A 22,688-nucleotide genomic window follows, 5' to 3' on the forward strand; every position below is an offset into this window, starting at 1 on the left:
GCATCGTTCAGGGAGAGGTCCGACTGACCCGTCCGGGGCAAGAATTGCTGATCCGCCGGCTTGATCTGAAACTCGATGATCTGATCATTAAAAACCCCGGACGTTTAGACCAGGTTATTCAGGTCCGAAGTGGTCATCTTGCTTTTACGCCGCCGAATCTCCCGCGTATTACCCTTCAGTCCAAGCTTTCGGTCAGCGCTCTGAAACTCCAACTTGATTCCTTGAATATTACCCTGAATGACCAACCGGCCGGTTTGATAACCGGTAGTCTGACCCGATTAGATCATCTCCCCGAGCTTATCCTGGATATTCGGCTGCTGCCGTTAAGCGGCAAACAGGTCCGCGGCATTTGGCCGAAATGGCCCTTAGACCAAAAGATGGCTGGGGATCTTAAATTAACCGGTGATATCCGTCATATCAGGGGGACCGGGAAAATCTGTCTGGGGAAATGTCATATTGCCCTGAATGGGGGCCTGAATTACGAAAATTCCGCCAACCTGGACTACTGGTTGAACGTCCGGGTGGACTCGCTTAGCGCCGATATCCTTCGGGCTATAGCGGTCAATCGGTTTCCGGCGGAGGCAAAGCTGTCGCCCCTGGGGGGCTCCCTCAGTCTGGCCGGCACCGGTCTGCCCTGGAGCGGGGGGCGATTGCAGAGCAATCTAAAAATTAGACCTTTTCAGTATAATCAGGCCGAAGTAACTGAAACTCAAATAAATTTTGATATCAGTGAGGATTCCCAGCAACAGCTCAAGGCAGAGGTCAAGGGCAATTTCGGCCACCTGGCCGCCCATGGCTCCGGTCGGCTGGTTCCCGGCTTGGGGCCCAAACCGGGTCTGGCGGGTGAGTTGGGGGCAAAGGTGGAGCAGCTAAACCCCGCTTTGTTGGCAGGTCAAAAAGCTCCTGCGGGCCGGGTGGAGGGAAACTTTACCGGCCAATTTACCTGGCCGGAGCCTGGCAACCTCTCCCTTTTAGAGGCCCAAGGGACCCTGACCGCCAAAGGGACTCTCCAGGGATATACCGTCCAGGAGTTGCGGGTCCAGGGCCAGTGGCAGCAGAACGTCCTTAAACTACCCCAGGCCCGGCTGCGGCTGGCCGGAGTGCAAGCCGCTCTGCAGGGATCGGTCCAGCGGACCGGAGCTGATCTCAATTTCAACTTGGAACTGTCGCCTCAGGCTCAGTGGCCATTGGTCCCCGCCGGGCTGAAGGGCGAAGTCAAAGCCAGGGGGAGTTTTCGCGGTTCCTGGGCGTCTCCCCATTTGCGTCTGACCGCTTCGGGACAACGACTAGCCTGGCATCAACTCTCGGTAGAGAGCTTACAAATTTCCGGAGACTCCAGGGGTTGGCCGCCGGATGTCGCCCGGCTGGAATTGACCGGCAAAAAATTTAAGTCTCCCTGGCTCAGCCTCTTCAAGGTGCGGTTAACCAGCCAGGCCCAGCAGCGGCAAGTGGCCTTTGATTTGCGGCTAGATCAGCCGAAACAGTCAGTTGGCCTGGTGGGCGGCACTCTGAATCTGCAGAGCCGTCCGTATTTGTTATCGGTGGATACCTGCCGGTTGGGAACGGAGAAGCATCAGGTTGTGAGTCTGGCCCCCATTCAGCTGCGATTCGCCCCCGAGGGGTTTGAGCTTTCCCCGGCCTCTTTCCGTTATCGGGATTGTACCGTCAATTTAGGCGGCATTGCTAATCAACAGGCATTGTCCTTCCGGGTGGACGTGGAGCGGTTTCCGGTGGCTGTGCTCAATAATCTATGGCCGTCAGTACCGCTGCTTGAGGGAGCGCTAGACCTTCAATCTAAGGCCAAAGGGAGCTTAAGGTCGCCGATGATTGACGGACGGCTTACTATAAGCCCAGGCCGGGTAGCTGACTTCGAATTCCAAACTTTCCGACTCGATTGGACCTATGCCACTGACCAGCTCCAGATTGACGGCCAACTGCGGGAAAAGGCCGACGGCCCCGGCTTGCTGCTAAACGGGCAGATTCCCCTGTCTCTGTCTTTTTGCCCCCTGGTAGTCCAGGCTCGAGAACAAGGGTTGCAGATTCGGCTGCAAGGGGAAAAGCTCAACCTGGCGATGGTGTCCGACCTGATCCCGGCGGTGGAGGCGGCCCAAAGCGGCCTTGAGGTCCAGGCCCAATTAACTGGTAGTCTAAAAAATCCTCACATCGCGGGGAAAGTCAAGTGGGGATCAGGATTTCTCAAATTACGGGAAGCCGGAGTGCCCTATGATCTGGCTGCTGGGGAATTGCATCTGGACCAGGAAAAGGTAACCTTGCCCTGTCTGGTTTTACATAGCGGCGAGGGCCGGGCCTCTCTGAGCGGAACCATGACCCTGGTCGGGTTAGAGCCCCGCGCAGTGGATTACCGCTTGCAATCGACTAACTTCCTGGCCCTGAATCGGGCCGGATCGCGCGCCGTGGCCAATGGCCAGATTAACCTGAGCGGCACCTGGCCCCACCTGGAAGTGCACGGTCAAGTAACCATACCTGAAGCCCAGATTAAGTTGAGCCTCTTCCAGGCCGCAGGCCACCCGGAGATTCGGGTAATCAAGCCCCAGAAAGCATCCCCGGTCCAGACCCCGGCCCAGAAAGAATCGGAAGATTCGGCTTTATGGAAAAATCTGTTGATCAAATTAAATATAAAACTCCCAGGCAAGGTATGGGTGCGTGAGAAGGATCTGAAAGCCAACCTGACCGGCGGCATCAGGGTAATCAAAATCCCCCCCCGACCGCTGTTCCTGGCTGGCAAAGTTCAATCCTTGCAGGGCAGCATTATTCTCAACCGTAAGGTCTTCGACATCGAACATGCCTTGGTCACCTTCCCGGGATCTCCGGGGGGATTGATAATGTTGGATGCCCGGGCCCGTCATGAGATGGATGATGTAACCCTAATCATCGTGGCTTCGGGGCCGGTAACCAATCCTCGCACCCACCTGGAGAGCATGCCGCCGCTGTCTCAGCCCGATGTCTTGTCTTATCTGCTGTTTGATCGGCCGGCCAACGCCATTACCCGCGAACACGGCGCAATGAGCATTCTAGGAGGCATCACCGCCGAAAAGATGAAAGACTTTTTCGGCGGAGCCATACCTTTGGTGGAAAGTCTGAGCCTTAACGGCGGGGGCGGTGCAGTGGGAGTAGGAAAAAAATTAACCAAGGATATTACCGTTTCTTACGAACGCAACCTCGATCCCTTAAGTGCGGAGGACGTCAATCAATTCCGGGTGGAATACAAGCTCAATAAATATCTTAGCCTGGAAAGTCAATTCGGCCGCCGCAATCCTGGCGGGGATATTTTTCTCAATTTTGATTTCTGACCCAAGATTGGGGAGGTTTCAGGTTTCCCGTTGCGGTTTTTAACGCTGTAGAAAAGCGTCAGATTCCGCCACTTTTAAACTTTTATGCTGCCAGGGTGATAAAAATAACCTTAAAAATTAGCAAGTTATAATCTCCTGCGCCTGTTCCACCACTTCCCGCAGGCGGGAGAAGACCTGACCGGGAGACTGGTTCAACCGCTCCCGGAGGCGAGCCAGGGCCAAGGGGATATATTGGGCAAATTGGGGCTTGCCTTTGACCCGGGTGAGATAGCCAAAGGCTCCCAAAATCTGCAAATTACGGCACAGCGCCAGATAATAGAACTGTTCTTCAAAGGCCTGGTCTTTGACCGGAAGATAGCCTTTCAAAATTTCCAGATAATATTGCCGGAGCCGGTCTTGCCAGTCCGGGGGCAGGGCGACATAGGGGTCGAGGAGGAGGGCAGCCAGATCGTAAGGCAAAGGTCCCAACCGACTGCCCTGAAAATCGATCAGGCGCAAACAGCCATCTTTAATCATCAGATTACGGGACTGGAAATCACGGTGTAACAAATATTGTTCACCGGGGGTCAGGGCCCGGGCCAATAGCTGTGAAAAATCGGCCTCCAGCTCACCCGGCGCAACCGCCATGCCTAAGAAGTTTTGCAAAAACGCCTGGACAAAATAATGGCACTCCCGTCTCCGCACCAGTTGGTCGTCGTAAACCGGGGTATCAAAACACCAGGCCGGGTTGAAGCCCTGGTAGCCCTTGATCTGTAAACGAACCAGCAGTTCCAGGGCCTGTCGGTACCAGTCCAGAATTGATTCGGAGTGGGGCCGGGCCTGAACCTCGTCTTGCAGGTTCCAGTCTCCCAGGTCCTCAAGTAAAAACCAGTCTTCTTCCCGACAATAATGGTAGATTTCCGGCACCGGCAGGCCTTGATGCCACAGATGGCGACCGATAAAAAAATAGGAATCATTTTCGGTTACCGCTGCTCCTGGTGGTTGGCCCTGATAAAGCAAGACCAGGGGCCGCTCCTCAGCGTGGAGCCGAAAAAACCGGCGGTCTGAGCCGTCCCCGGAAAGGGGCGACAGTCCCAGGAGCTGTCCGCCCAGGGCGGCTACCGCCCTCTGTAGTTGCTCGGTAATGAGGATTTTGTCCATGGGCCGCATTCTTTATTCGACCAACTCCGGCAATATAACCTTCAGCATCAGTATAAGCTAAAGCAAACATTGTCCCTGGGCCGAGTGCCGGACCCAGGCTTTCTGGCCGACAATGCAATCGCTCAGGTTAACATCCGCATCGATTCTGGCGTCGGCCCAGATCACGGTATTTTTTAGACTGACTCTGGCTCCGATCCGAACCCCGGGCCCGATACAGACGCCTCCGGCAGTGCGGACCCCGTCTCCCAAAACGACCCCCTCCCCCAGGCAGGGGTCAGTAAGGGGTGGAAAAAATCGGGCCACGCCGGAGATTTCCCCGGCTAACAGTCGCCGATGGACCTCCAGATAAGCCTCCGGAGTGCCAATGTCTTGCCAGTAATGGCCCTCTACCACCTGGGCAGCGATTTTCCCACCCGCAGCGATAGCTTCCTGGTATTGATCGATGATGTTGATGACCTTGCCCGGCGGCATCCGCTCCAACAGTCGAGGCGAAACTACCTGCACCCCGGTAAAGGCCAAGGGCGGTCCGACTGCCTCTGGGGGGCAGGGTTGGCCAAAACCGGCAATATGGCCGGCAGCATTTCTCCAGACTTGATTAAAGCGAGGGCAATGATGCAGCCCCAGAGTGGCCAGGGCCTGCTCCTGGTGCGCCTGATAAATTTCGGTCAGATTTAGATCCGTAACAATGTCGCAGTTAATTACCAGAAACGGCTGGTCTCCCAAAAAGTCGGCCAGCTTTTTAAGGCCGCCGCCGGTTCCCAAGATCTCTGGCTCATAGCTGAGATGCGATTGCACTCCAGCCGGGAGGTGTTGTTCCACAAAGGCTCGCATCTCTGGAGCCCGGTGATGGATATTGATGCCGATCTGATAAAACCCGGCCTCCTGGAGTTGCGCGATTATCAGTGCTAACAGCGGCCGGTTGAGAATTGGAAACAAGGGCTTGGGAACCCGGTCGCTGAGAGGCCGCAGGCGGGTTCCCAGGCCGGCAGCCAGAATTACTGCCTTCATTTTTTATAGGCTAGCTTGCGTAAGATTTCCTGACGCCAGCTTTTGCCTTCTGGACCTTCGACCCCCCGGGGCGACAGCCCGTCGATAACCCCCAGAATGCCCCGGCCCTGATCGGTCTGGGCCAGGATGACTTCCACCGGGTTAGCGGTGGCACAATAAATGTTACAGACTTCCTGGCACTGCTTGATGGCGTTCAGCACATTAATCGGAAAGGCATTGCGCAGCAGCACATTAAAGGTGTGTCCAGCCGCCAGGCGTCGGGCATTTTCGGTAGCGGCTTCCATCAGCTCCTGGTCATTGCCCTCGAAGCGGATCAGGCAATCGCCGGAGGATTCGCAAAAGGCCAGGCCGAACTGGATGCCGGGGACCGCGCCTACCAAAATTTCATAGAGATCTTCAACAGTTTTAATAAAATGGGACTGACCCAGAATAAGATTGGCGCCCTCCGGGATATTCAGACGTTCAACTTTAAGTTCCATCTTTTCCCCCTCCAGAGCCAAGGTTAAGTTCAGTCTTAGGGACGATTCTGCCGGGTTCTGATTTTTGACACCTTAGCCAATAAGTGGTATTATAATATTGTCAAATCGCCCCTGACAAGCGATAATCGGTTGAAGTTATCCCGGTTGCTGGAATTTATGATGAGTCAAAGCCGGTTGTCCCATGGCCCGATTTTAAAGACTAAACATCATTGATGCCCTATAAAGCTTATCCGCCGCCTGGAACCCCGCCCGGCACCCTGGTGAGGGCCCCGGAGAGGGCCGTGGTGCCTTCGCGGCTCAGGGTTATCAGGTACGACCCCACCGAACTAGAAGAGCTTTCCGAGGCCACGGTAGCTGACTGTCAGAGCCTGACGGAGCGCGGGGGTGTCCTATGGGTACATCTCGAAGGGCTTGGTAACTTTGAACTTTTACAGGAGCTGGGCCATCTTTTGCAGTTACACCCGCTGGCCCTGGAAGATGTGGCCGAAGGCCGCGCCCTTACCAAGGTCGAGGATTACGACACGTTCCTGTTTATCCTGACCCGCATGATGCATGGCGATGCTAAATTATCCAGCGAACAGATCAGCCTGTTTCTGGGACCACAATTTCTGCTCAGTGGCTGCAAAATAGGAGGAAACTGATTGCGAGCGTGGTTTTTTAAGAGCTTGCTGATCCTGGTGGCCGGGCTATGGTTGAGTGCGGCGGTCGGACGGGCCGAACCGGTTAAATTGGGGTTATATCTGCCCATGACCGGCGCTGCGGCAGCGATGGGGGAAATGGTTTGGGAGGGAGTCCAGATCGCCCACCAGATGCAACCCTCGGTTTTGGGGCGCAAAATCACCCTAGCCCTGGTGGACACCAAAAGCGACAAGATCGAGGCGGCCAATGCGGTCAGCCGCCTGCTGGAAAAGGAAAAGGTGGTGGCCATCATCGGTGAGGTGATCAGCGGCGACACTTTAGCCGGGGCGCCGATCGCCGAGCGGGCCCAGGTTCCCAATATTACTCCTACGGCCACCAATCCCCTGGTGACCCAGAACCGCCGCTATACCTTCCGGGCCTGTTTTGTAGATAATTTCCAGGGGCGGGTGGGAGCCCGGTTTGCCTGGGAGAACCTTAAGGCCCGCCGAGTGGCGGTAATTATTGATCAGGCCCAGGATTACTGTGTCGGCCTGGCCAGCTTTTTCATGCGAGAATTCAAGAACTTGGGCGGTCAGATCGTCTCCATCACCTATATCCAAACCGGCGACCAGGATTTTACCGCCCAGATTTCGGCCTTAAAAGGCAGCCGGCCTGACCTCATCTATGCCCCCAACTACTATGCCGAAGACGCCCTCTTGGCCAAACAGGTTCAAGACTTGGGCTTACGGATACCCATACTGACCGGGGACGGGGCCCAGGTGCCGGAGTTGCTGACCATTGGCGGCAATGCCGTGGAAGGCATGTATTTTACCGCCCATTTTCACCGGGAGGCCGCGGCTACCCCTCTGGCCCGACAATTTATCCAGGCTTATGAGTCGACTAACCGGAAAGAATTGGACGCCTTTGCGGCCCTAGGCGCGGATTGTTATTTTCTCCTGCACCATGCCATTGAAACCGCCCAATCTACCCACGGCCCCCAGATTCGCCAAGCTCTAACTACCATTAAAGATTTTCCGGCCGTTTCCGGGACTATTACCATAGGGCCGGATAATAATCCAATTAAGGAAATGGTTATCAATAAAGTAAAGAATGGTAGATTTGTTTATGTTACGACTATTAAAGCTTATTAATTTATTTATAAGTGGCAACTTTGGTATACTATTTGGCAAATCAGAGATAATAATGCCTACGGAAGTATTAATTTCTAAGCATTAAGATAGGTTTTGGTTTAATATCATAATGAGCTTACAGACAAATATTTAACTCAGAATATGGAAAAACGACTGGTACAAGTCAATATCGAAGATGAAATCCGGAAGTCCTACCTGGAATACGCATTAAGTGTCATCATCGGCCGGGCCTTGCCGGATGTCCGGGACGGCTTGAAGCCGGTGCACCGCCGCATCCTGTTTGCCATGGCCGAAATGGGCAATGATTATAACAAGCCCTACAAGAAGTCGGCCCGCATCGTCGGTGATGTGATCGGTAAATATCACCCCCACGGCGATGCCGCGGTTTACGATGCCATTGTGCGGATGGCTCAGGATTTTTCGCTGCGTTATCTGCTGGTCGATGGTCAGGGCAACTTTGGCTCCATCGATGGCGATGCCCCGGCGGCGATGCGTTACACCGAGGTCCGGATGACCCGGTTGGCCCAGGAATTGCTCCAGGATCTGGACAAGGAGACGGTAGATTTTGTCCCTAATTATGACGGCTCCCTGGACGAACCGCTGGTCCTGCCATCCCGGGTCCCCAATCTGTTGATCAATGGCTCCTCGGGGATTGCCGTGGGCATGGCGACCAATATCCCGCCCCACAACCTGGAGGAGGTCTGCGCGGCGCTGTTGGCCACCATCCACAATCCGGCCATCAGTCTGGAAGAGTTGCTGGAAATCCTGCCGGGACCGGATTTTCCTTCCGGGGGCTTTATTTACGGAGCCAGTGGCATTGCTGAGGCCTACCGCACCGGCAAAGGGATTATCCGGCTGCGGGCCCGCACCTTTAGTGAGCAGCGGGGCGGACGGGAAAGTCTGGTCATCAAGGAACTGCCCTATCAGGTTAATAAAGCCCGGCTGATTGAGCGCATTGCCGAATTGGTCAAGGACAAGAAAATCGAGGGCATCGCCGATATAAGGGATGAGTCTGACCGGGAAGGTATGCGGGTGGTGATTCAGCTCAAAAAAGATGAGATTCCTCAGACCATCCTGAACCAGCTTTTTCTGCATACCCAGATGCAAGTTACCTTTGGAATCAATCTGGTCGCCATTGTCAACAACCGTCCGGAAATCCTAACCCTCAAAGATTTGTTGGGAGAGTTCCTCAAGCACCGCCGCGAGGTCATCCTGCGGCGGACGCGCTATGAACTGCGTAAAGCTGAGGAACGGGCTCATATTCTGGCCGGACTCAAGATAGCCCTGGACCACCTCGATCAGGTAATCGCCCTGATCCGGGCCGCCGCTAGTCCCGCGGTAGCCCGTGAGCAGTTGATTGCTAGTTTAGAATTGACCGAGACCCAGGCCCAGGCGATTCTGGATATGCGCTTGCAGAGGTTAACCGGCCTGGAGCGCCAGAAAATCGTCGACGAATATGAAAAGGTGCTGGCCGATATTGTCCGCTATCGGCAAATCCTGGCCGATGAACGTCTGGTTTATCAGTTGATCGAGGAGGAATTGACTGAAATTCAGGAGCGCTACGGAGATAATCGCCGGACCGAGATCATTCCCGAGGCCGCCGAAATAACCCTGGAGGACCTGATTGCCGACGAAGATATGGTGGTTACCATTTCCCATCTGGGATATATCAAGCGTAACCCCTTGAGCATTTATCGGAGCCAGCGACGGGGGGGCAAGGGCCGGATGGGGATGGCGATGCGGGACGAGGATTTTGTCTCTCACCTCTATGTGGCTTCCATGCACAGCTATTTTCTGATATTCAGCAATTGGGGGCGCATCTATTGGCTGAAAGTCCATGAAATTCCGGTGGGCAGCCCCAGTTCCCGGGGTAAGGCGATTGTCAATCTGCTCAACTTCGGGCCGGAGGAAAAGCTGACCACCATCATGCCCATCCGGGAATTTATCCCCCAGCATTTTCTAGTAATGGTCACCAAAAAAGGCCTGGTTAAAAAGACCGATCTGATGAGCTTTAGCCGGCCGCGCCCCGGTGGACTGATCGCCCTCTCGGTTGACCCGGACGATGAGTTGGTAAGTGTGGGTTATACTGACGGCAGCCGCGAGATAATTCTGGGAACCCGTCAGGGAAAGATCATCCGATTCTCTGAAGAAGAAGTCCGGGATATGGGGCGCACCGCCCGCGGGGTCAAAGGCATGACGGTGGCCGAAAACGATGAAGTAGTGGGCATGGAAATTCTCAGAGAGGAAGGGACTATCCTGACCGTAACCGAAAAAGGCTATGGCAAGCGGACTCACACTGAAGAGTATCGCCCACAGAAACGAGGGGGTCTGGGGCTGTTGGCCCTGCGCATCACCGAGCGCAACGGTCCGGTGGTCAGGATTCTCCAGGTCACCGAAGAAGATGAGATCATGCTGATCACTGACCGGGGCAAGATCATCAGAATGGCGGCCAAGGATATCTCGGTGATCGGCCGGATCACTCAGGGAGTGAAGTTGATCGATACCGAGCCCGAGGAACGGGTGGTAAGCCTGGCCCGGTTGGCGGAAAAAGGGGATAAAGGGGAAGATAATTCCGATGACCTGGAAGGATAAAACGGTCGCCATGATCGGCGCCGGCAGTTGGGGGACGGCTCTGGCCCATCACCTGGGCGGCAAAGGAGTCTTGACCTGTCTGTGGGTGTTCGAGCCAGAATTGTTGGCCATCCTCCAGGACCGCCGCGAAAACCCGGTCTTCCTACCAGGGATAAAACTATCCCGTCGTATTAGCTTTGCCGGCGACCTGGCAGAAGCGGTTCAGGATCAGCCTATAGTCATTATGGCGGTCCCTTCCCATGTGTATCGCCACACGTTAACCCAATTGAGTCCGCATCTGCTCCCCGGCGTAATTCTGGTCAGTGCCACCAAAGGCATCGAAGGCGACACCCTGCTGACCATGGAAGGTCTGGTCCGGGAGATAATGGGTCCGGAGACCGCTTACGCGGTTCTCTCCGGTCCCAGTTTTGCCACTGAAGTGGCCCGCCGGCAGCCCACCGCGGTCACTGTGGCCAGCCGTCAGCGGCCCATTGCCACCCGCATCCAGCAGCTGTTCTCTTCTCCTAATCTGCGGGTCTATGCCAGCTATGATGTTACCGGCGTGGAACTGGGGGGAGCCTTGAAAAATGTCATGGCCTTAGGAGCAGGGATCCTGGAAGGCCTGGGTTTGGGAGCTAACCCTCGGGCGGCACTGATCACCCGGGGTCTGGCCGAAATTTCCCGATTGGGTGTTCGCCTTGGAGCCAACCCTATGACCCTGGCCGGGCTAGCCGGTTTGGGAGACCTGGTGTTAACCTGCACCAGCTGCCAGAGTCGCAATTATCAGGTCGGCCTGCAACTGGGGCAGGGGAAAAAGTTAGACGACATTTTAAGAGACATGCAGATGGTGGCCGAAGGCGTTAAAACCGCCCGGGCGGCTTATCACCTGGCTCAGAAGCTGTCGATCGACATGCCCATCGTTGAGCAGGTTTATCGTATCCTTTACGAGGATCATTCGCCCCTGGAGGCCATTCAGAAACTGATGAGCCGGGAACTAAAAGACGAAATTGATGCGATGTCTCAGACCTGGTAAACCTTCGTTTTAAGTTTCGAGTTCCAGGTTTTGAATTTTGCTGAGCAGCAGAAGGCTTTTGTTGACGGATGATGCCGATTACAGATTATTCATGCTGAACTGGGAGCTGGGCAGTTGGAAGGCACAAGGTTCCTAATCTTCATATGATCCAACAGCTTAATGCTCACTAAGGTATAAATTTCTAAACCAAAAACTTGGAACTTGAAACCCCAAAAGGAAGCGGCTTATGAAGTACGAACATTTTGATACCTCGATTCCGAGCATCGGAGTTACCAAAGTAGATTCGCCGATTAATTATATGAATGTTGTCTCTCAGGGCGGTGATATTGTTGCCCCTAAATTTATCAGTGACCAGGACCGGCTGCTCGTATATGATACAATAGAATATCTAGAAAATTACTGCGGTGAAGAAAAGCCCTTATCCTTCGAAATGGCCGGGCCCCGGGCCAAAATTTATTTTGACCCTAATAAGATCCATTGCGCCATTGTAACTTGTGGGGGCTTATGCCCGGGCACCAATGATGTCATTCGGGCCCTGGTTCTGGAGCTCCACTATTTATATAAGGTCCGGCATATTTACGGTATCCGTTACGGTCTGCAGGGCTTTATCCCCAAGTATGGCCATGATATAGTTCAGATGACCCCGGAGTTTGTGGCCAATATCCATAACTTTGGCGGTACGGTTCTCTCTTCTTCCCGAGGGCCGCAGGACATCGGAGAAATTGTCGATGCCCTGGAACGTCTTAATGTCAGCATCCTGTTTGCCATCGGCGGAGACGGCACCTTAAAAGCGGCGGATCTTATCTGCGACGAGATTACCCGGCGGCAGTTGCGCATCTGTGTGATTGCCATTCCCAAGACCATTGATAATGATATCGCCCTGGTTTCCCGCTCCTTTGGCTTTGACACCGCGGTGGAAATGGCCACCGAAGCCATTCGCAGTGCTCACACTGAGGCTTTAGGCGCCCCCAATGGCATCGGCTTAGTAAAATTGATGGGGCGCTATTCCGGGTTTATCGCCGCTAACGCCACCCTGGCGCTGCGCGAGGTCAATTTTGTGCTGATTCCTGAAACGGATTTTGATCTCGAAGGCGAGCAAGGGTTTTTAAGCGCCCTGGAAAAAAGGCTGGCTGACCGGCGTCATGCAGTGATTATTGTGGCTGAAGGTGCGGGACAGAAATTCTTTAAAGAAGAGGAGCTGCCGCGGGATCCCTCTGGCAACATTAAACCGGGAGATATCGCCAGCTTCCTGGTCGATAAGATTAATGACTACTTTAAACAGCGGCATATCGAGATCAACCTGAAATTCATTGATCCCAGTTATATTATTCGTAGTATGCCGGCCAATTATAATGACCGCATCTATTGCGGCTATCTGGCCCAGAACGCTGTCCATGCCGGGATGGCAGGCAAAACCGGGATGCTGGTCAGTCTCTGGCATGATCGCTATGTCCATATCCCAATCAAGGCCGCAGTAGGCAAACGTCGACAGGTGCGTCTGGATGAACCATTGTGGCGCAGTGTGCTCGAATCCACCGGCCAGCCCCCGATGAAAAATTCGGTCTCCAGCAATTTAGTGGAGCCGCGATGAGTGAGCCGCCGCGGCCAGTGTTCCAATGTCAACAATGCGGCGAATGCTGCCGGGGAAAAGGGGGGATCTTGGTAAGCAAGGCAGAAATTGGCAAGTTGGCGGAATTTTTAGGTCTTTCGGAGGCAGAGTTCCGCCAACATTACCTGGAGTCTTCATCTCTGGGGCTTACCCTGCGCACCAAGGCCGATGGCATGTGCATCCTGAACCAGGAGGGACGCTGCCGTGTGCATCCGGTAAAGCCGCGGATCTGCCAGGATTGGCCCTTTCTGCCGGCCATTCTGGCCGACCCCGAGGAACTGGCACTGGCTAAAGAGGCCTGTCCCGGGATTGCCGCCTATTGCACTCATGCGGAGTTCGTCCAGTGGTGGCAGGAAAGAGTGGCTAGGTCAGAATCCTTGGTCTCGGGGGAGCAGTTTTCGGAGAAATCTTCTAAGGCGTTAACCTGAGGAGGAAAGTTTTGTCCTTCAGCCACGATGATGAGCTTTTGATCGAAAAATTCCGGGCGGTATTGGCCGGTCCGGATGGCCCCCTGTTTATTCAGATTCTGGAGGCCTTCTACCAGCGGGGCGGACCGCGGGATGAATATTTTACCCCGGAGGACCTGCTCGACTTTCAGGAGGGCTTTGATCAGATCAGACAGGGCGATTACCTGGACTGGGAAGATTTTAAGCGGGACCACCAGCTATGAAATACACCATCCGGCTGTCGGTCAAAACCGGCTCCCAATTAGAATGGTTAGACCCGGTCCCCTTGCGGCTGATGCAGGAGCGGATCGAAGCACTGGCCTTTAACCCCTATTCGACGTTGATTTCCAAACCGCTGGCCCATGACCGCGAGCAACGCTACTCCTGGGTGGGCGACTGGCGCATTATCTATGAAGTCCGCGAAGACGATCTGACCATATTGATCGCCACCATCCAACCCCGGACCCGACTTTCCGGGGAGATATGAGCATTTAAGAAAGGACAGGTCCCATCCAGTATTTTCAACTTCAAGACTCCAGGGGAATATCATTAAGGTAGGAATTATTCGGTATCTGGTATTCAAAAAATTGGATAAAAATCAACGATGACAGATTCTTTTTATATCACCACCCCGATCTATTATGTCAATGCCGAACCCCATATCGGCCACGCCTATACCACCATTGTCGCCGATACCCTGGCCCGGTTTCACCGGCTGATGGGGCATGACACCCGCTTCCAGACCGGCACCGATGAACACGGCGAAAAGGTGGTAGAGGCTGCCAAGGCCGCGGGGCTGTCGGTTAGGGATTTTGTGGATCGGATCAGCGACATGTTTCGCCACACCTGGGATCAGATGCAGCTCAGTTATGACCATTTCCTGCGCACTACCTCCCCCGAACATATTCGGGTAGTCCAGGAAATTCTTAAGCGGGTCAATGACGCCGGGGACATCTATTTCAGTGAATACAGCGGCTTGTATTGTTATGGCTGCGAACGCTTTATCCTGGAACGGGAGCTGGTGGAGGGCAAATGCCCGGATCATAAAGTCGCGCCCACCTTTATCAAGGAGGCCAATTACTTTTTCCGCATGAGCAAATACCAGGACTGGCTGGTCAATTATATTGATCAGCACCCGGATTTCATCCGCCCGGAACGCTATCGCAATGAAGTACTGGCCTTTTTAAAGGAGCCGCTGGAAGACCTGTGTATTTCGCGGCCCCAGGCCCGCCTGAACTGGGGTATTCCCCTGCCTTTTGATGATCGCTATGTGACCTACGTCTGGTTTGACGCCCTGATCAACTACGTCAGCGGCCTGGGCTATCCGGACGACACCTTATACCGGAAATTTTGGCCGGGGTGTCAGCATCTGATTGCCAAGGACATTTTGAAGCCCCATGGCATCTACTGGCCGACCATGCTCAAGGCCGCCGGAATTGAACCCTACCAACATCTCCACGTCCACGGCTACTGGCAGATGGGCCAGGGCAAGATGTCCAAGAGCCTGGGCAACGTGGTGGAACCCCTGGACCTGGTGAACCGCTATGGTCTGGACCAGGTGCGCTATTTCTTTCTGCGCGAGATGGTCTTCGGCCTGGACGCCCACTTCAGCGAAGAGGCCCTGGTGGGGCGGATCAACGCCGACCTGGCCAATGATCTGGGCAACCTGTTTGCCCGCACCCTGGCCATGGCCTTTAAATACCGCCAGGGGATAGTCCCCCAACCCGGCGCGGCTCAGCCTTCGGAACTGGAACTGCAACATCACGCCGTCCAGGTAGCCAGGGATTTCCTGGAACTGATCCCCCGACTGGAATTTCACAAGGCCCTGATGCGGCTGTGGGAATTGATCGGTCTGACCAACCGCTACATCGTTACCTGCGAACCCTGGGAATTGTTCAAACAGCCCGACCAGCAACCGCGGCTGGATACGGTGCTCTACCACCTGCTGGAGGTGCTGCGGTTCGTGACCGTGTTGCTGAGACCGATCATGCCCGGCAGCGCCGAAAAGATGAGCGAGCAACTGGGATTGGGACCGGCCTGGTGTAGTCGGCCATCAACGGAATTGATTGACTGGGGGCAGCTATTGCCCGGGGGAACTTTGCAAAAGGGGCCGCCCCTATTCCCCCGTTTGGAGGCCATTCCCGCTCCTGCTGCTTCGGCTCAGCCGGCTCGGGCCCAGGTTCCGCCCTTTAAAGAGGAGATCGACTTGTCCGTGTTCCAGCGATTGGATCTGCGGGTGGGCCAGATCGTTGCGGCGGAGAGGATTCCTAAATCGGATAAGCTCCTCAAATTACAAGTAGATATTGGCGAACTGCGTCAGGTCGTGGCCGGTATCGGGCGGTCCTACCGGCCCGAGGAATTGATCGGCCGGACCGTCATCCTGGTCGCCAATCTCAAGCCCGCCCGGCTCATGGGAGTTGAATCCCAGGGGATGGTGCTGGCCGCGGAGAGCGCCGATGGACTCTATCTTCTCACCACTGACAAGGAGGTCCCCCCCGGGAGGCCGGTGTCTTAAGAACCGGAGGCTGGGAGTAATCCTCCTGGTTCTGATCCTGGGGCTGGGCGGATGCGGCGGCAAGCGGGTTCAGGCTCCCGCGGTTAAAAGGAAGGCTTCTGAGAGGGCTATTAAAAAGGCCATCCGGTCTTATCTGGGAGCCCCGTATCGTTATGGCGGCTCAAGTCCCTCCGGAGTCGATTGTTCCGGGCTGGTCATGGGAGTCTATCAGCAGGCCGGCATCAGGGTGCCCCGCACGGCCAAGGACCAGTACAAAAACGGAGAAAAGGTCGATACCGACGATTTGCGTTACGGTGACGTGGTCTTTTTCAATCAATATTGCCAGCAACAGCCTTCCTATTTTTCGGCCAGCATCATTACCGACCTCTTTTCCCGGAAAAAGTCCCGTCCCTGTCATAGCGGCATTTACATCGGCGGCGGGCGCTTCATCCACGCTTCTTCCAGCCGTGGGGTTTGTATCAGTAACTTGAATCATGAGACCTGGCGCCGATCTTTTATCGGCGCTCGCCGCTATCTGCCATCCAGCAACTGAAAGAATGCCACCGACCCCTGACCTATATACGGGGGGTGGACTAGCGTGGCAGAGGGCAGGGCAAAAATTAATTTCAAAATTAAATTACAATCGGTGGTTAGCATTGACTCCGAAAGGCCGAGGGTGGCCTCCGGAGTGAGTCGTCTCGACTTTCTATTAGAAGGTAGTGTTGGCAGCCAGGACGAACTTGCCGTCCAGGGTCTGGTTGAACAGGTTCAGATCCCGGCGAAAGAGCTGGCTTTTCAGGTCTTCCCGCACCTCCGCCAGGAAAGCCACGGTGCGATAAAAATACTGCAAGGCCAGGTCCAGGAACCCCGGCGCCTCCACGGTCTTGACCCAGGCCGATACAATATCTTACAGGAAACCGGGAACCCAAAACAGTATAAGCTTTAGCTGGCTCGGGCCTAAAGTTCGGATTCCGGGGTCTGGTTTTCGGTTGCTTTTGAAGCTTCGGAGGGCGAGGAATCTTCCGGCGCTGGAGGAGGCGGTTCGGTTAACTGCCGCGGTACCTTCAGGATGGTAATCTGATAGATACTCAACAGCGACAGCAGGAAGGACAGAATCAGCGGCCCCAGGATAAACCCCACTATCCCGAAATAACTGATCCCCCCCATGATGCTGAATAAAATAAGTACGGTCGGGATGGGGCGAGCCCCCTTGGAAAAATAAGGTCTAACCAGATTGTCGACCGAGCCGATGACAATAGCACTCCAGAGCGTTAGCCCTATAGCCGAGCTATGATGGCCCAAAAAAAAGAGATATAAACTTGCCGGAACCCAAATCAGCGCGGTTCCCACCACCGGAATCACTGAAGCCGGAACCATTATCGTTCCCCAGAAGGCGGACTGGGGCACCCCAAATAGCCAAAATCCGAATCCCCCTAAAAATCCCTGAATAAAGGCGACAATCACTGTGCCTTTAAGGGTAGCCTTAATGGTAGCCTCGATGTCTCCGAAAATTTCCTCATTGTGGGCGGCATCGAGCGGGGATAATTTTTTGATTTCTTCAATAAAGACATCGCCATCCAAAAATAAAAAGAAGGTGACGAAGATGATAATCGTCAGGCTAAAGAAAAATGAGGTAAAACCTTTGACCAGTCCCACCGTGTTGGTGTAGATAAACCCGCTGGCCTTGGCCAGGGCAGCTCGGACCAATTCTTCCGGCTTGATTTGATCAGGATGAATGGGCAGATTCAAATGCTCCACATATTCTTCTAAAAATGCTAGCTTGTCGCTGAGCTGTTGCCAGAGATAGCCGCTCTGCAGGCCCTTACTGACCGTGCTGTACAGTTCCAAGGCCTGACCGGCAACGATTCCGGTCAGGGTGAGCAAGGGTAAAATAATCAGGATAGTCAGCAACAGGCAGGTGATTGCCGAACTAAGCATGCGCCATCCTCGGAAAAGTCGGTTGAGGGCCAGATATATGGGCTTGGTAGTAAAAAACAGCACCAGGGCCAGGAAGATCTCGATAAGATAAGGCTTGACGATCAGATAGGAGAAATACAGGATCAGTAGGGTCAAGGCGCCAAAAAAGATCCTGGCAAATTGAGTGGGGAAGGCCCTGAGGCTTGGTCCCGAAGGCGGCAGTTCCGGGCCGGCAGCGTCACCCGAAGAATTCTTGACTTCCGGCTTCTGTTCTTTATGCTGAGAGGTCACCTCTAACTAAAAGTTCCCTTTTCCTCTGGCCTGGCGTCCGCTCAACGCTGACCGGACGCCGGTATCCCTAAAGTTTAATGGACTTAAATCTGGCGGTACGCTTCTTTTGGGCGGCGGTCACCGGCATCGGACCTGATTTGGCCAGCTCCGCCTTAACATTCTTGAGTCGCTCGGCCATCCCTGGATGGGTTGTCCGGAATCCGCCGCTGGCGCCGGTTTTCTCCAGTCTGGCCAGAAAAGCCTCCAAAGCACTGGGATTATAACCAGCCCTCCGGGTATATTTCAAGGCGGCTAGGTCGGCTTTGGATTCCTGCACCCGGCTGTAGCCCTTTACTACCAGGGTTTTGAAGACATCGTTGACGGCATCTTCAAATAAGGACACCAGACTGCCCAGCTTCACCCCGGCAAAGGATTGCGCCGCGCCAGTACCGGCCGCAGCCAAAACTTCGCCCCAGCGGGCCTGACTGATCGAGGCAATGCCGTCTTTATGATTGATGTGGCCGACTTCGTGAGCCAGAATAGCCGCTACTTCATCCTCACTTTGGGCCTTCTTCAGCATGCCCCGGGTCACCAGAATAATCCCGCCCGGACAGGCAAAGGCGTTGATATCATCGGTGTCCAGAATGGCGAAATGGTAGCCCCCGAAGGTCTGGGGCCGATCCGAGGCCAGGGCTACCGTCTGCCCGATTTCATTGATATACAAGGTAGCCTGGGGGTCATCCCTTAACCGATATTTTCCCAAAAACCGGGCGGCCACGGCCCGACCGATATAATATTCTTCGGATTCCGTGATGGGGCGGGCTGCCTTTTCGGTCTTTTCGGCCACCTTATCAATCGAATCCTTCTCGGTGCTGCTCAGATAACCGCTGGCCTGGCCGATCGAGGTGCCTACCTTGACTACTTCGGCACAGGACAGGACCAGACCCAGGGCCAGCAACAAGACTAAGATGCCCGCTAGTTGTCGAGTCATGGCCGTAGTCCTCCGTCCTTCAGAAACCTCTGAAATTCCTGGTCCGGCACCTGGAAACTCTCCACCCGGTCGACCGCAGCATAATTCATATCAGGATGTTTTCCCCGGTAACCGGCCTCCACCTCCGGGGTGAAGCCCTTGCCAGCCAGGGCCACTTCCTCGGCGCTGGCCGCCTGAGCCCGGCCCATACCCAGAAAAGTCGAAAAACGCACGCTGCGCGTGCTGACCGCGCTCTGGTGAATCCAGCCCTGTTTACCCTTAAACTCCACCTGATACCAGTCCCCCTGAATACCCAATTGCTTAAGCTGATCTCCCTGCTTTACCGACGCCACTGGCCGGGCGAAGAACTGAGCCTGCTCCCGTAGACAGTCCTGGTTCTTGACCACCTTAAGGGTCTGGGCATAGGCCAGGGCTGGTAACAGCACCAGCATCAGAGCCAAAAGCCCGGCTCGCCCCAGCAACCAGCGCCAACCAGGAATACTGCTCCTCATCTCTGTTCCTCCTTTATCCATATAGTCCCACTATACAGAGGTTCGGCAAATTTATCAACAACTGTAATATTATCATAGCCCTAAAGAGAGGGAGCTGAGGGCGGGGAACCTATAATCTTTCGCAGGTTAATTCCACTGAAATATTTTTATACCCGCAATGCAAACAGGCAACAATAACGTGGGTAACCTTATCAAAACTGCTGCTGTATAAGCTGACCGCGCCGCTGCGACATAACTGCGGCTGGCCGCATTTCGGGCAGGGGATCGAGTTTTTATTACAGTAAAGGATGAGCAAATCATCCGTGTAGTCAGCTATGGTTTTTAAAAAAACCTTTATTTCTACCGGGGACAGATTACTGCGGAATGATAACATCGCTCAGGTAAACCAGATTCAGGCGCAACCTCATCCTCGCTCTTTCCAATCAGGAGTTTACCACCTCCTTGGTTGGTGGTGAACGGCATCTTCAGTCCTGAATATGCACCAACCCTTTCTTAGGTTAGTTATTCTATATCACAATCGGTCAGAAATGCCAATATGTTTAATGAATAACCGTGACCCCTCCAAAACATTTTGACCCGCGAAAAATTATGATATATTCTTTAACTTATATAAAATATTTTTTAAGAGGAGGAACTTTTTCAAAATCTAACCCGCGGTGGCAGGTGTCAACTTTTTTAACCCCAATGGCCCAAATGGCCGCCTAATCTCGGACTTAAGGTAAGGCAAGGTAACCAAACTTTCTAACCGGTTTTAACAATTACAAGGAGGTCTTATGAAAGAGGTGGTCAAAAAACAGGTAGATGAAATTGTCGCGGCCCTGGATGCCGGGAAAAAACCTGAAGATTTTGCCGATGCCGCCCAAAAAGATCCCTATGTGTTTATTATGGAAGCGGATGGCAAGCTGCTGGTGCACCCCACCCTGGTGGGAGAGTCTCTGAAGGAAAAAGCTGGACCGGTCTACGAGGAAGTTGCCAAGGGAACGCCGGAGGGCACCTATGTGAGGTATGAATGGGGCGGCGCCAACAAATGCACCTATTCCCGGAAAACCAAAAGCGGACTGATTGTCGGTTGCGGATACAACGAATAAAATCCAGCCGCAGTTCTTCCGTAAACGTTTTAAAGGGCGATCAGAGATGGTCGCCCTTTTTTACCCTCCTGCTCCAGTTGCCTTGGGTCACGCCTGAACTTATTCTGGCACCCAAGTTGTACTGGAGCACGCCTTCCCCTGGGCAAGAGAGTCCCGCCTCGGTGGGCGTCGGCCGCCGGTTAGACGGACCGCGATAAAATCCTGATCTCTGGCACCAGTAAAAACTGGCAGCCAGGCAACCTTAATCCAAGTAGTGCCAGGGGGAAATTTAGTTTGACGAGCAAGTCCTGGCTTGGCAGAATGCTGATTTACTATCAACGGTGTTCCACAGACCAGGATCCCTCTTAAAAATGGTTCGGGATGATCTGGCTGAGGGGGCGCCAGAAAAGCGGCATTTCCATACTCTCCCTGCAACGGCTGCTGGAAATTAATGGACTAAATCGCGCTTTGCTTAATCCTAAGTATTATGTTGCAGATATTTTGTATAAAGGTATTTCCGGAACATGACACTGGGTAATGGTTTTTATATCATTGACCTATAGGCTAGAGCTGCATAAATGTTTGGTATAAAGATTTGATTGTCGTTTAAAAAGCTAAAGCGGATAAGCTTTAGCTTACCCGCATTAGCCAAGAAAAAATTATTTATCTTGAATTAATGTTTGGTTGCCTGATGCTCGGTTCAAAATTTTACGGGGCGGTGATGATTAATAGTTTTAGGCCCAGCGAATGTTTAGCTTAACTCAATATTCTCCCTTGGATTATTTGCTCTTCTTTTCCATGGGAGGAATCTTGGCCGGGATGTCTTTGGGCTTGGGACCCATCTTGGCTTCCAGTCTTTGAATGTTTTCTGCAATGATCGGGGCGATGGCACTCTCTTTGCCCAACTTTTTCACCGGCCGGACCGCATAGCAAAGACCGCCGGGGAAGCAGATCTGCTGAAGCTGCTCGTAATAATCCTTAGCGTGGGTGGCCCCCTGTTTCAGATATGACAGGGCTTCCTGCATTTTGCCCTGACGCTCCATGATTACCGCCAAGTTATTGTTAGCAAAAGGATTGTTGACGTCGGCTTTAATCACCTTCTCGAATTGCTCCTGGGCAGCATCATATTTGCCTTCCTTCATGAAATCGTAGCCTTTGATCAAGGGGGTAAAAATATCCTCTGCCATCGGCCGTGGTTGCGCCATGCTGGGTGCCGCCAGGGCCATACACAGGCAAATTGCTCCCAAAATTGCAAGTACTGAAAATCCCACCCATTTACGCATATTTCGCATTTTCTCCCTCCTTATTCAGAGCTTGGGAAAAAGCCGCCCCGTCCCACGGTTAAACAATAAAGGTTATTTTTTATAATGTCAAGTAACAAACTAAGGGTGATAACCTCGGGTTACATTTTTTCGCTGCTTACCCATGGCAAGTTACCCTTATCCCCCCTGTTTCGACAATCAAGACAGGTATTAAGGGAACAACCCGCTTTAGAGTGCGAGTGCTTAATCTTACTTGCAATTTTAATGTTTTATTGACATTGATAAGTAAAAACTCTTATGGTTAAAATAGGTAACAGCGGTTTTCGCAGATAACTGATTGAAAGGAGATAAAAATTGCTAACGCTAATGAGCTGTAAACCACGAATCCGGATATTGACCATGCTGGGGCTGACCGCCCTAGTCTTGACAATCTTCTCCCTGGCCATGGCCCAACCCCGCCCGCTGACGGAGGATATTGTCACCCCCCTGTCCCTTGGGTACGACGAACTGAAAGCTGGTAATACTGAGGTGGCCCAGTATCAATTTGAAAAAGTATTAAAAGGCGACCCGGATAACCCTTATGCCCTCAACAACCTGGCGGTGATTCTGGAACGGCAGGGAAAGTTCAAGGAAGCCATGGCCTATCTGCTGCAGGCCGAAACCCATGCCGGGGACTATCTGCAAAAGCCTGATGAGATCTGCGACATCGGTGGCATCTGCATGGCCATAAAGCCCTCCAGGCTATCGGGCGGAGAAAGCAGCATCGCCCCTCTGGTGCATGGCAATATCAATCTGCTCAAGATCAAAATCGGCAAGCAAAAGTACTAAAT

21 protein-coding genes are annotated in these 22,688 nt (G+C 53.6%); 13 read left to right on the forward strand and 8 right to left on the reverse strand.

Going from position 1 to position 22,688, the window contains the following annotated elements; all coding sequences use genetic code 11:
• Window positions 1-3,311: translocation/assembly module TamB domain-containing protein (locus JRG72_01655; GenBank protein MBW2133927.1), on the forward strand; the 3,311-nt coding region annotated here is incomplete at its 5' end.
• A gap of 117 nt (window positions 3,312-3,428) precedes the next feature.
• Here the strand turns inward: JRG72_01655 and JRG72_01660 are convergent.
• Genes JRG72_01660 through JRG72_01670 form a run of 3 tightly spaced genes read right to left on the reverse strand, consistent with a single transcriptional unit; the run spans window position 3,429 to window position 5,938 of the window.
• Complete coding sequence (locus JRG72_01660) at window positions 3,429-4,451, reverse strand: phosphotransferase (GenBank protein ID MBW2133928.1); 1,023 nt, start codon at window positions 4,449-4,451, stop codon at window positions 3,429-3,431.
• Window positions 4,452-4,508: 57 nt separating this feature from the next.
• A complete protein-coding gene (locus JRG72_01665) occupies window positions 4,509-5,459 on the reverse strand; it encodes an NDP-sugar synthase (GenBank protein ID MBW2133929.1) in 951 nt (316 codons plus the stop codon).
• Complete coding sequence (locus JRG72_01670; protein ID MBW2133930.1) at window positions 5,456-5,938, reverse strand: adenosine-specific kinase; 483 nt, start codon at window positions 5,936-5,938, stop codon at window positions 5,456-5,458. The genes JRG72_01665 and JRG72_01670 overlap by 4 nt, the downstream gene beginning before the upstream one ends.
• A 212-nt stretch (window positions 5,939-6,150) precedes the next feature.
• Between JRG72_01670 and JRG72_01675 the strand changes: the two genes are divergently transcribed.
• From JRG72_01675 to JRG72_01720, 10 genes are all read left to right on the forward strand, one after another.
• Window positions 6,151-6,579, forward strand: coding sequence for a hypothetical protein (locus tag JRG72_01675; protein ID MBW2133931.1), 429 nt, complete (start codon window positions 6,151-6,153; stop codon window positions 6,577-6,579).
• Window positions 6,580-7,707, forward strand: coding sequence for an ABC transporter substrate-binding protein (locus JRG72_01680; protein MBW2133932.1), 1,128 nt, complete (start codon window positions 6,580-6,582; stop codon window positions 7,705-7,707).
• Window positions 7,708-7,848: 141 nt separating this feature from the next.
• Complete coding sequence (gene gyrA, locus JRG72_01685) at window positions 7,849-10,299, forward strand: DNA gyrase subunit A (GenBank protein MBW2133933.1); 2,451 nt, start codon at window positions 7,849-7,851, stop codon at window positions 10,297-10,299.
• The gene (locus JRG72_01690; GenBank protein MBW2133934.1) at window positions 10,283-11,311 is read left to right on the forward strand and encodes an NAD(P)-dependent glycerol-3-phosphate dehydrogenase; all 1,029 of its coding nucleotides are present in this window, start codon (window positions 10,283-10,285) and stop codon (window positions 11,309-11,311) included. Before gyrA ends, JRG72_01690 begins: the two co-directional genes overlap by 17 nt.
• Before the next feature lie 226 nt (window positions 11,312-11,537).
• The gene (locus JRG72_01695; GenBank protein ID MBW2133935.1) at window positions 11,538-12,902 is read left to right on the forward strand and encodes an ATP-dependent 6-phosphofructokinase; all 1,365 of its coding nucleotides are present in this window, start codon (window positions 11,538-11,540) and stop codon (window positions 12,900-12,902) included.
• Window positions 12,899-13,348 carry a YkgJ family cysteine cluster protein gene (locus JRG72_01700; GenBank protein MBW2133936.1) on the forward strand — a complete coding sequence of 150 codons (450 nt, stop codon included), beginning with the start codon at window positions 12,899-12,901 and terminating at the stop codon, window positions 13,346-13,348. Before JRG72_01695 ends, JRG72_01700 begins: the two co-directional genes overlap by 4 nt.
• Window positions 13,349-13,359: 11 nt before the next feature.
• Window positions 13,360-13,590 carry a hypothetical protein gene (locus tag JRG72_01705; protein MBW2133937.1) on the forward strand — a complete coding sequence of 77 codons (231 nt, stop codon included), beginning with the start codon at window positions 13,360-13,362 and terminating at the stop codon, window positions 13,588-13,590.
• Window positions 13,587-13,853 carry a type II toxin-antitoxin system RelE/ParE family toxin gene (locus JRG72_01710; GenBank protein ID MBW2133938.1) on the forward strand — a complete coding sequence of 89 codons (267 nt, stop codon included), beginning with the start codon at window positions 13,587-13,589 and terminating at the stop codon, window positions 13,851-13,853. Before JRG72_01705 ends, JRG72_01710 begins: the two co-directional genes overlap by 4 nt.
• A 117-nt stretch (window positions 13,854-13,970) precedes the next feature.
• The gene (gene metG, locus JRG72_01715) at window positions 13,971-15,881 is read left to right on the forward strand and encodes a methionine--tRNA ligase (protein ID MBW2133939.1); all 1,911 of its coding nucleotides are present in this window, start codon (window positions 13,971-13,973) and stop codon (window positions 15,879-15,881) included.
• Entirely contained in the window at window positions 15,823-16,413 is a 591-nt protein-coding gene (locus tag JRG72_01720) for a C40 family peptidase (GenBank protein MBW2133940.1), read from the forward strand. The genes metG and JRG72_01720 overlap by 59 nt, the downstream gene beginning before the upstream one ends.
• A 156-nt stretch (window positions 16,414-16,569) precedes the next feature.
• Here the strand turns inward: JRG72_01720 and JRG72_01725 are convergent, their stop codons facing one another.
• The 4 genes from JRG72_01725 to JRG72_01740 form a co-directional block, all read right to left on the reverse strand.
• The gene (locus JRG72_01725) at window positions 16,570-16,740 is read right to left on the reverse strand and encodes a hypothetical protein (GenBank protein ID MBW2133941.1); all 171 of its coding nucleotides are present in this window, start codon (window positions 16,738-16,740) and stop codon (window positions 16,570-16,572) included.
• A 77-nt stretch (window positions 16,741-16,817) separates the two neighbouring features.
• Entirely contained in the window at window positions 16,818-18,068 is a 1,251-nt protein-coding gene (locus JRG72_01730; protein MBW2133942.1) for an AI-2E family transporter, read from the reverse strand.
• A 67-nt stretch (window positions 18,069-18,135) separates the two neighbouring features.
• Window positions 18,136-19,038, reverse strand: a complete 903-nt coding sequence (locus JRG72_01735) for a M48 family metalloprotease (protein MBW2133943.1) — start codon at window positions 19,036-19,038, stop codon at window positions 18,136-18,138.
• Window positions 19,035-19,529: an SH3 domain-containing protein gene (locus JRG72_01740; GenBank protein ID MBW2133944.1), complete on the reverse strand. Its 495-nt coding sequence runs from the start codon at window positions 19,527-19,529 to the stop codon at window positions 19,035-19,037. The genes JRG72_01735 and JRG72_01740 overlap by 4 nt, the downstream gene beginning before the upstream one ends.
• 773 nt (window positions 19,530-20,302) lie before the next feature.
• Here JRG72_01740 and JRG72_01745 point away from each other — a divergent pair.
• Window positions 20,303-20,617: a hypothetical protein gene (locus JRG72_01745; protein ID MBW2133945.1), complete on the forward strand. Its 315-nt coding sequence runs from the start codon at window positions 20,303-20,305 to the stop codon at window positions 20,615-20,617.
• 758 nt (window positions 20,618-21,375) lie between these two features.
• Here the strand turns inward: JRG72_01745 and JRG72_01750 are convergent.
• Window positions 21,376-21,879 carry a tetratricopeptide repeat protein gene (locus JRG72_01750; GenBank protein ID MBW2133946.1) on the reverse strand — a complete coding sequence of 168 codons (504 nt, stop codon included), beginning with the start codon at window positions 21,877-21,879 and terminating at the stop codon, window positions 21,376-21,378.
• A gap of 378 nt (window positions 21,880-22,257) precedes the next feature.
• Here JRG72_01750 and JRG72_01755 point away from each other — a divergent pair, with 378 nt between their 5' ends.
• Window positions 22,258-22,686, forward strand: a complete 429-nt coding sequence (locus JRG72_01755) for a tetratricopeptide repeat protein (GenBank protein MBW2133947.1) — start codon at window positions 22,258-22,260, stop codon at window positions 22,684-22,686.
• Window positions 22,687-22,688: the final 2 nt, after the last annotated feature.

It is taken from the genome of Deltaproteobacteria bacterium (genome assembly GCA_019309545.1).
Classification (GTDB): domain Bacteria; phylum Desulfobacterota; class Desulfobaccia; order Desulfobaccales; family Desulfobaccaceae; genus Desulfobacca_B.

Coding starts and splice junctions, on each gene's coding strand:
- JRG72_01675 (MBW2133931.1), top strand. CDS start 6,151: ATGCCCTATAAAGCTTATCCGCCGCCTGGAACCCCGCCCGGCACCCTG.
- JRG72_01750 (MBW2133946.1), bottom strand. CDS start 21,879: ATGCGTAAATGGGTGGGATTTTCAGTACTTGCAATTTTGGGAGCAATT.
- gyrA (MBW2133933.1), top strand. CDS start 7,849: ATGGAAAAACGACTGGTACAAGTCAATATCGAAGATGAAATCCGGAAG.
- JRG72_01660 (MBW2133928.1), bottom strand. CDS start 4,451: ATGGACAAAATCCTCATTACCGAGCAACTACAGAGGGCGGTAGCCGCC.
- metG (MBW2133939.1), top strand. CDS start 13,971: ATGACAGATTCTTTTTATATCACCACCCCGATCTATTATGTCAATGCC.
- JRG72_01735 (MBW2133943.1), bottom strand. CDS start 19,038: ATGACTCGACAACTAGCGGGCATCTTAGTCTTGTTGCTGGCCCTGGGT.
- JRG72_01710 (MBW2133938.1), top strand. CDS start 13,587: ATGAAATACACCATCCGGCTGTCGGTCAAAACCGGCTCCCAATTAGAA.
- JRG72_01665 (MBW2133929.1), bottom strand. CDS start 5,459: ATGAAGGCAGTAATTCTGGCTGCCGGCCTGGGAACCCGCCTGCGGCCT.
- JRG72_01670 (MBW2133930.1), bottom strand. CDS start 5,938: ATGGAACTTAAAGTTGAACGTCTGAATATCCCGGAGGGCGCCAATCTT.
- JRG72_01700 (MBW2133936.1), top strand. CDS start 12,899: ATGAGTGAGCCGCCGCGGCCAGTGTTCCAATGTCAACAATGCGGCGAA.
- JRG72_01720 (MBW2133940.1), top strand. CDS start 15,823: ATGGACTCTATCTTCTCACCACTGACAAGGAGGTCCCCCCCGGGAGGC.
- JRG72_01745 (MBW2133945.1), top strand. CDS start 20,303: ATGAAAGAGGTGGTCAAAAAACAGGTAGATGAAATTGTCGCGGCCCTG.
- JRG72_01755 (MBW2133947.1), top strand. CDS start 22,258: ATGCTGGGGCTGACCGCCCTAGTCTTGACAATCTTCTCCCTGGCCATG.
- JRG72_01695 (MBW2133935.1), top strand. CDS start 11,538: ATGAAGTACGAACATTTTGATACCTCGATTCCGAGCATCGGAGTTACC.
- JRG72_01740 (MBW2133944.1), bottom strand. CDS start 19,529: ATGAGGAGCAGTATTCCTGGTTGGCGCTGGTTGCTGGGGCGAGCCGGG.
- JRG72_01690 (MBW2133934.1), top strand. CDS start 10,283: ATGACCTGGAAGGATAAAACGGTCGCCATGATCGGCGCCGGCAGTTGG.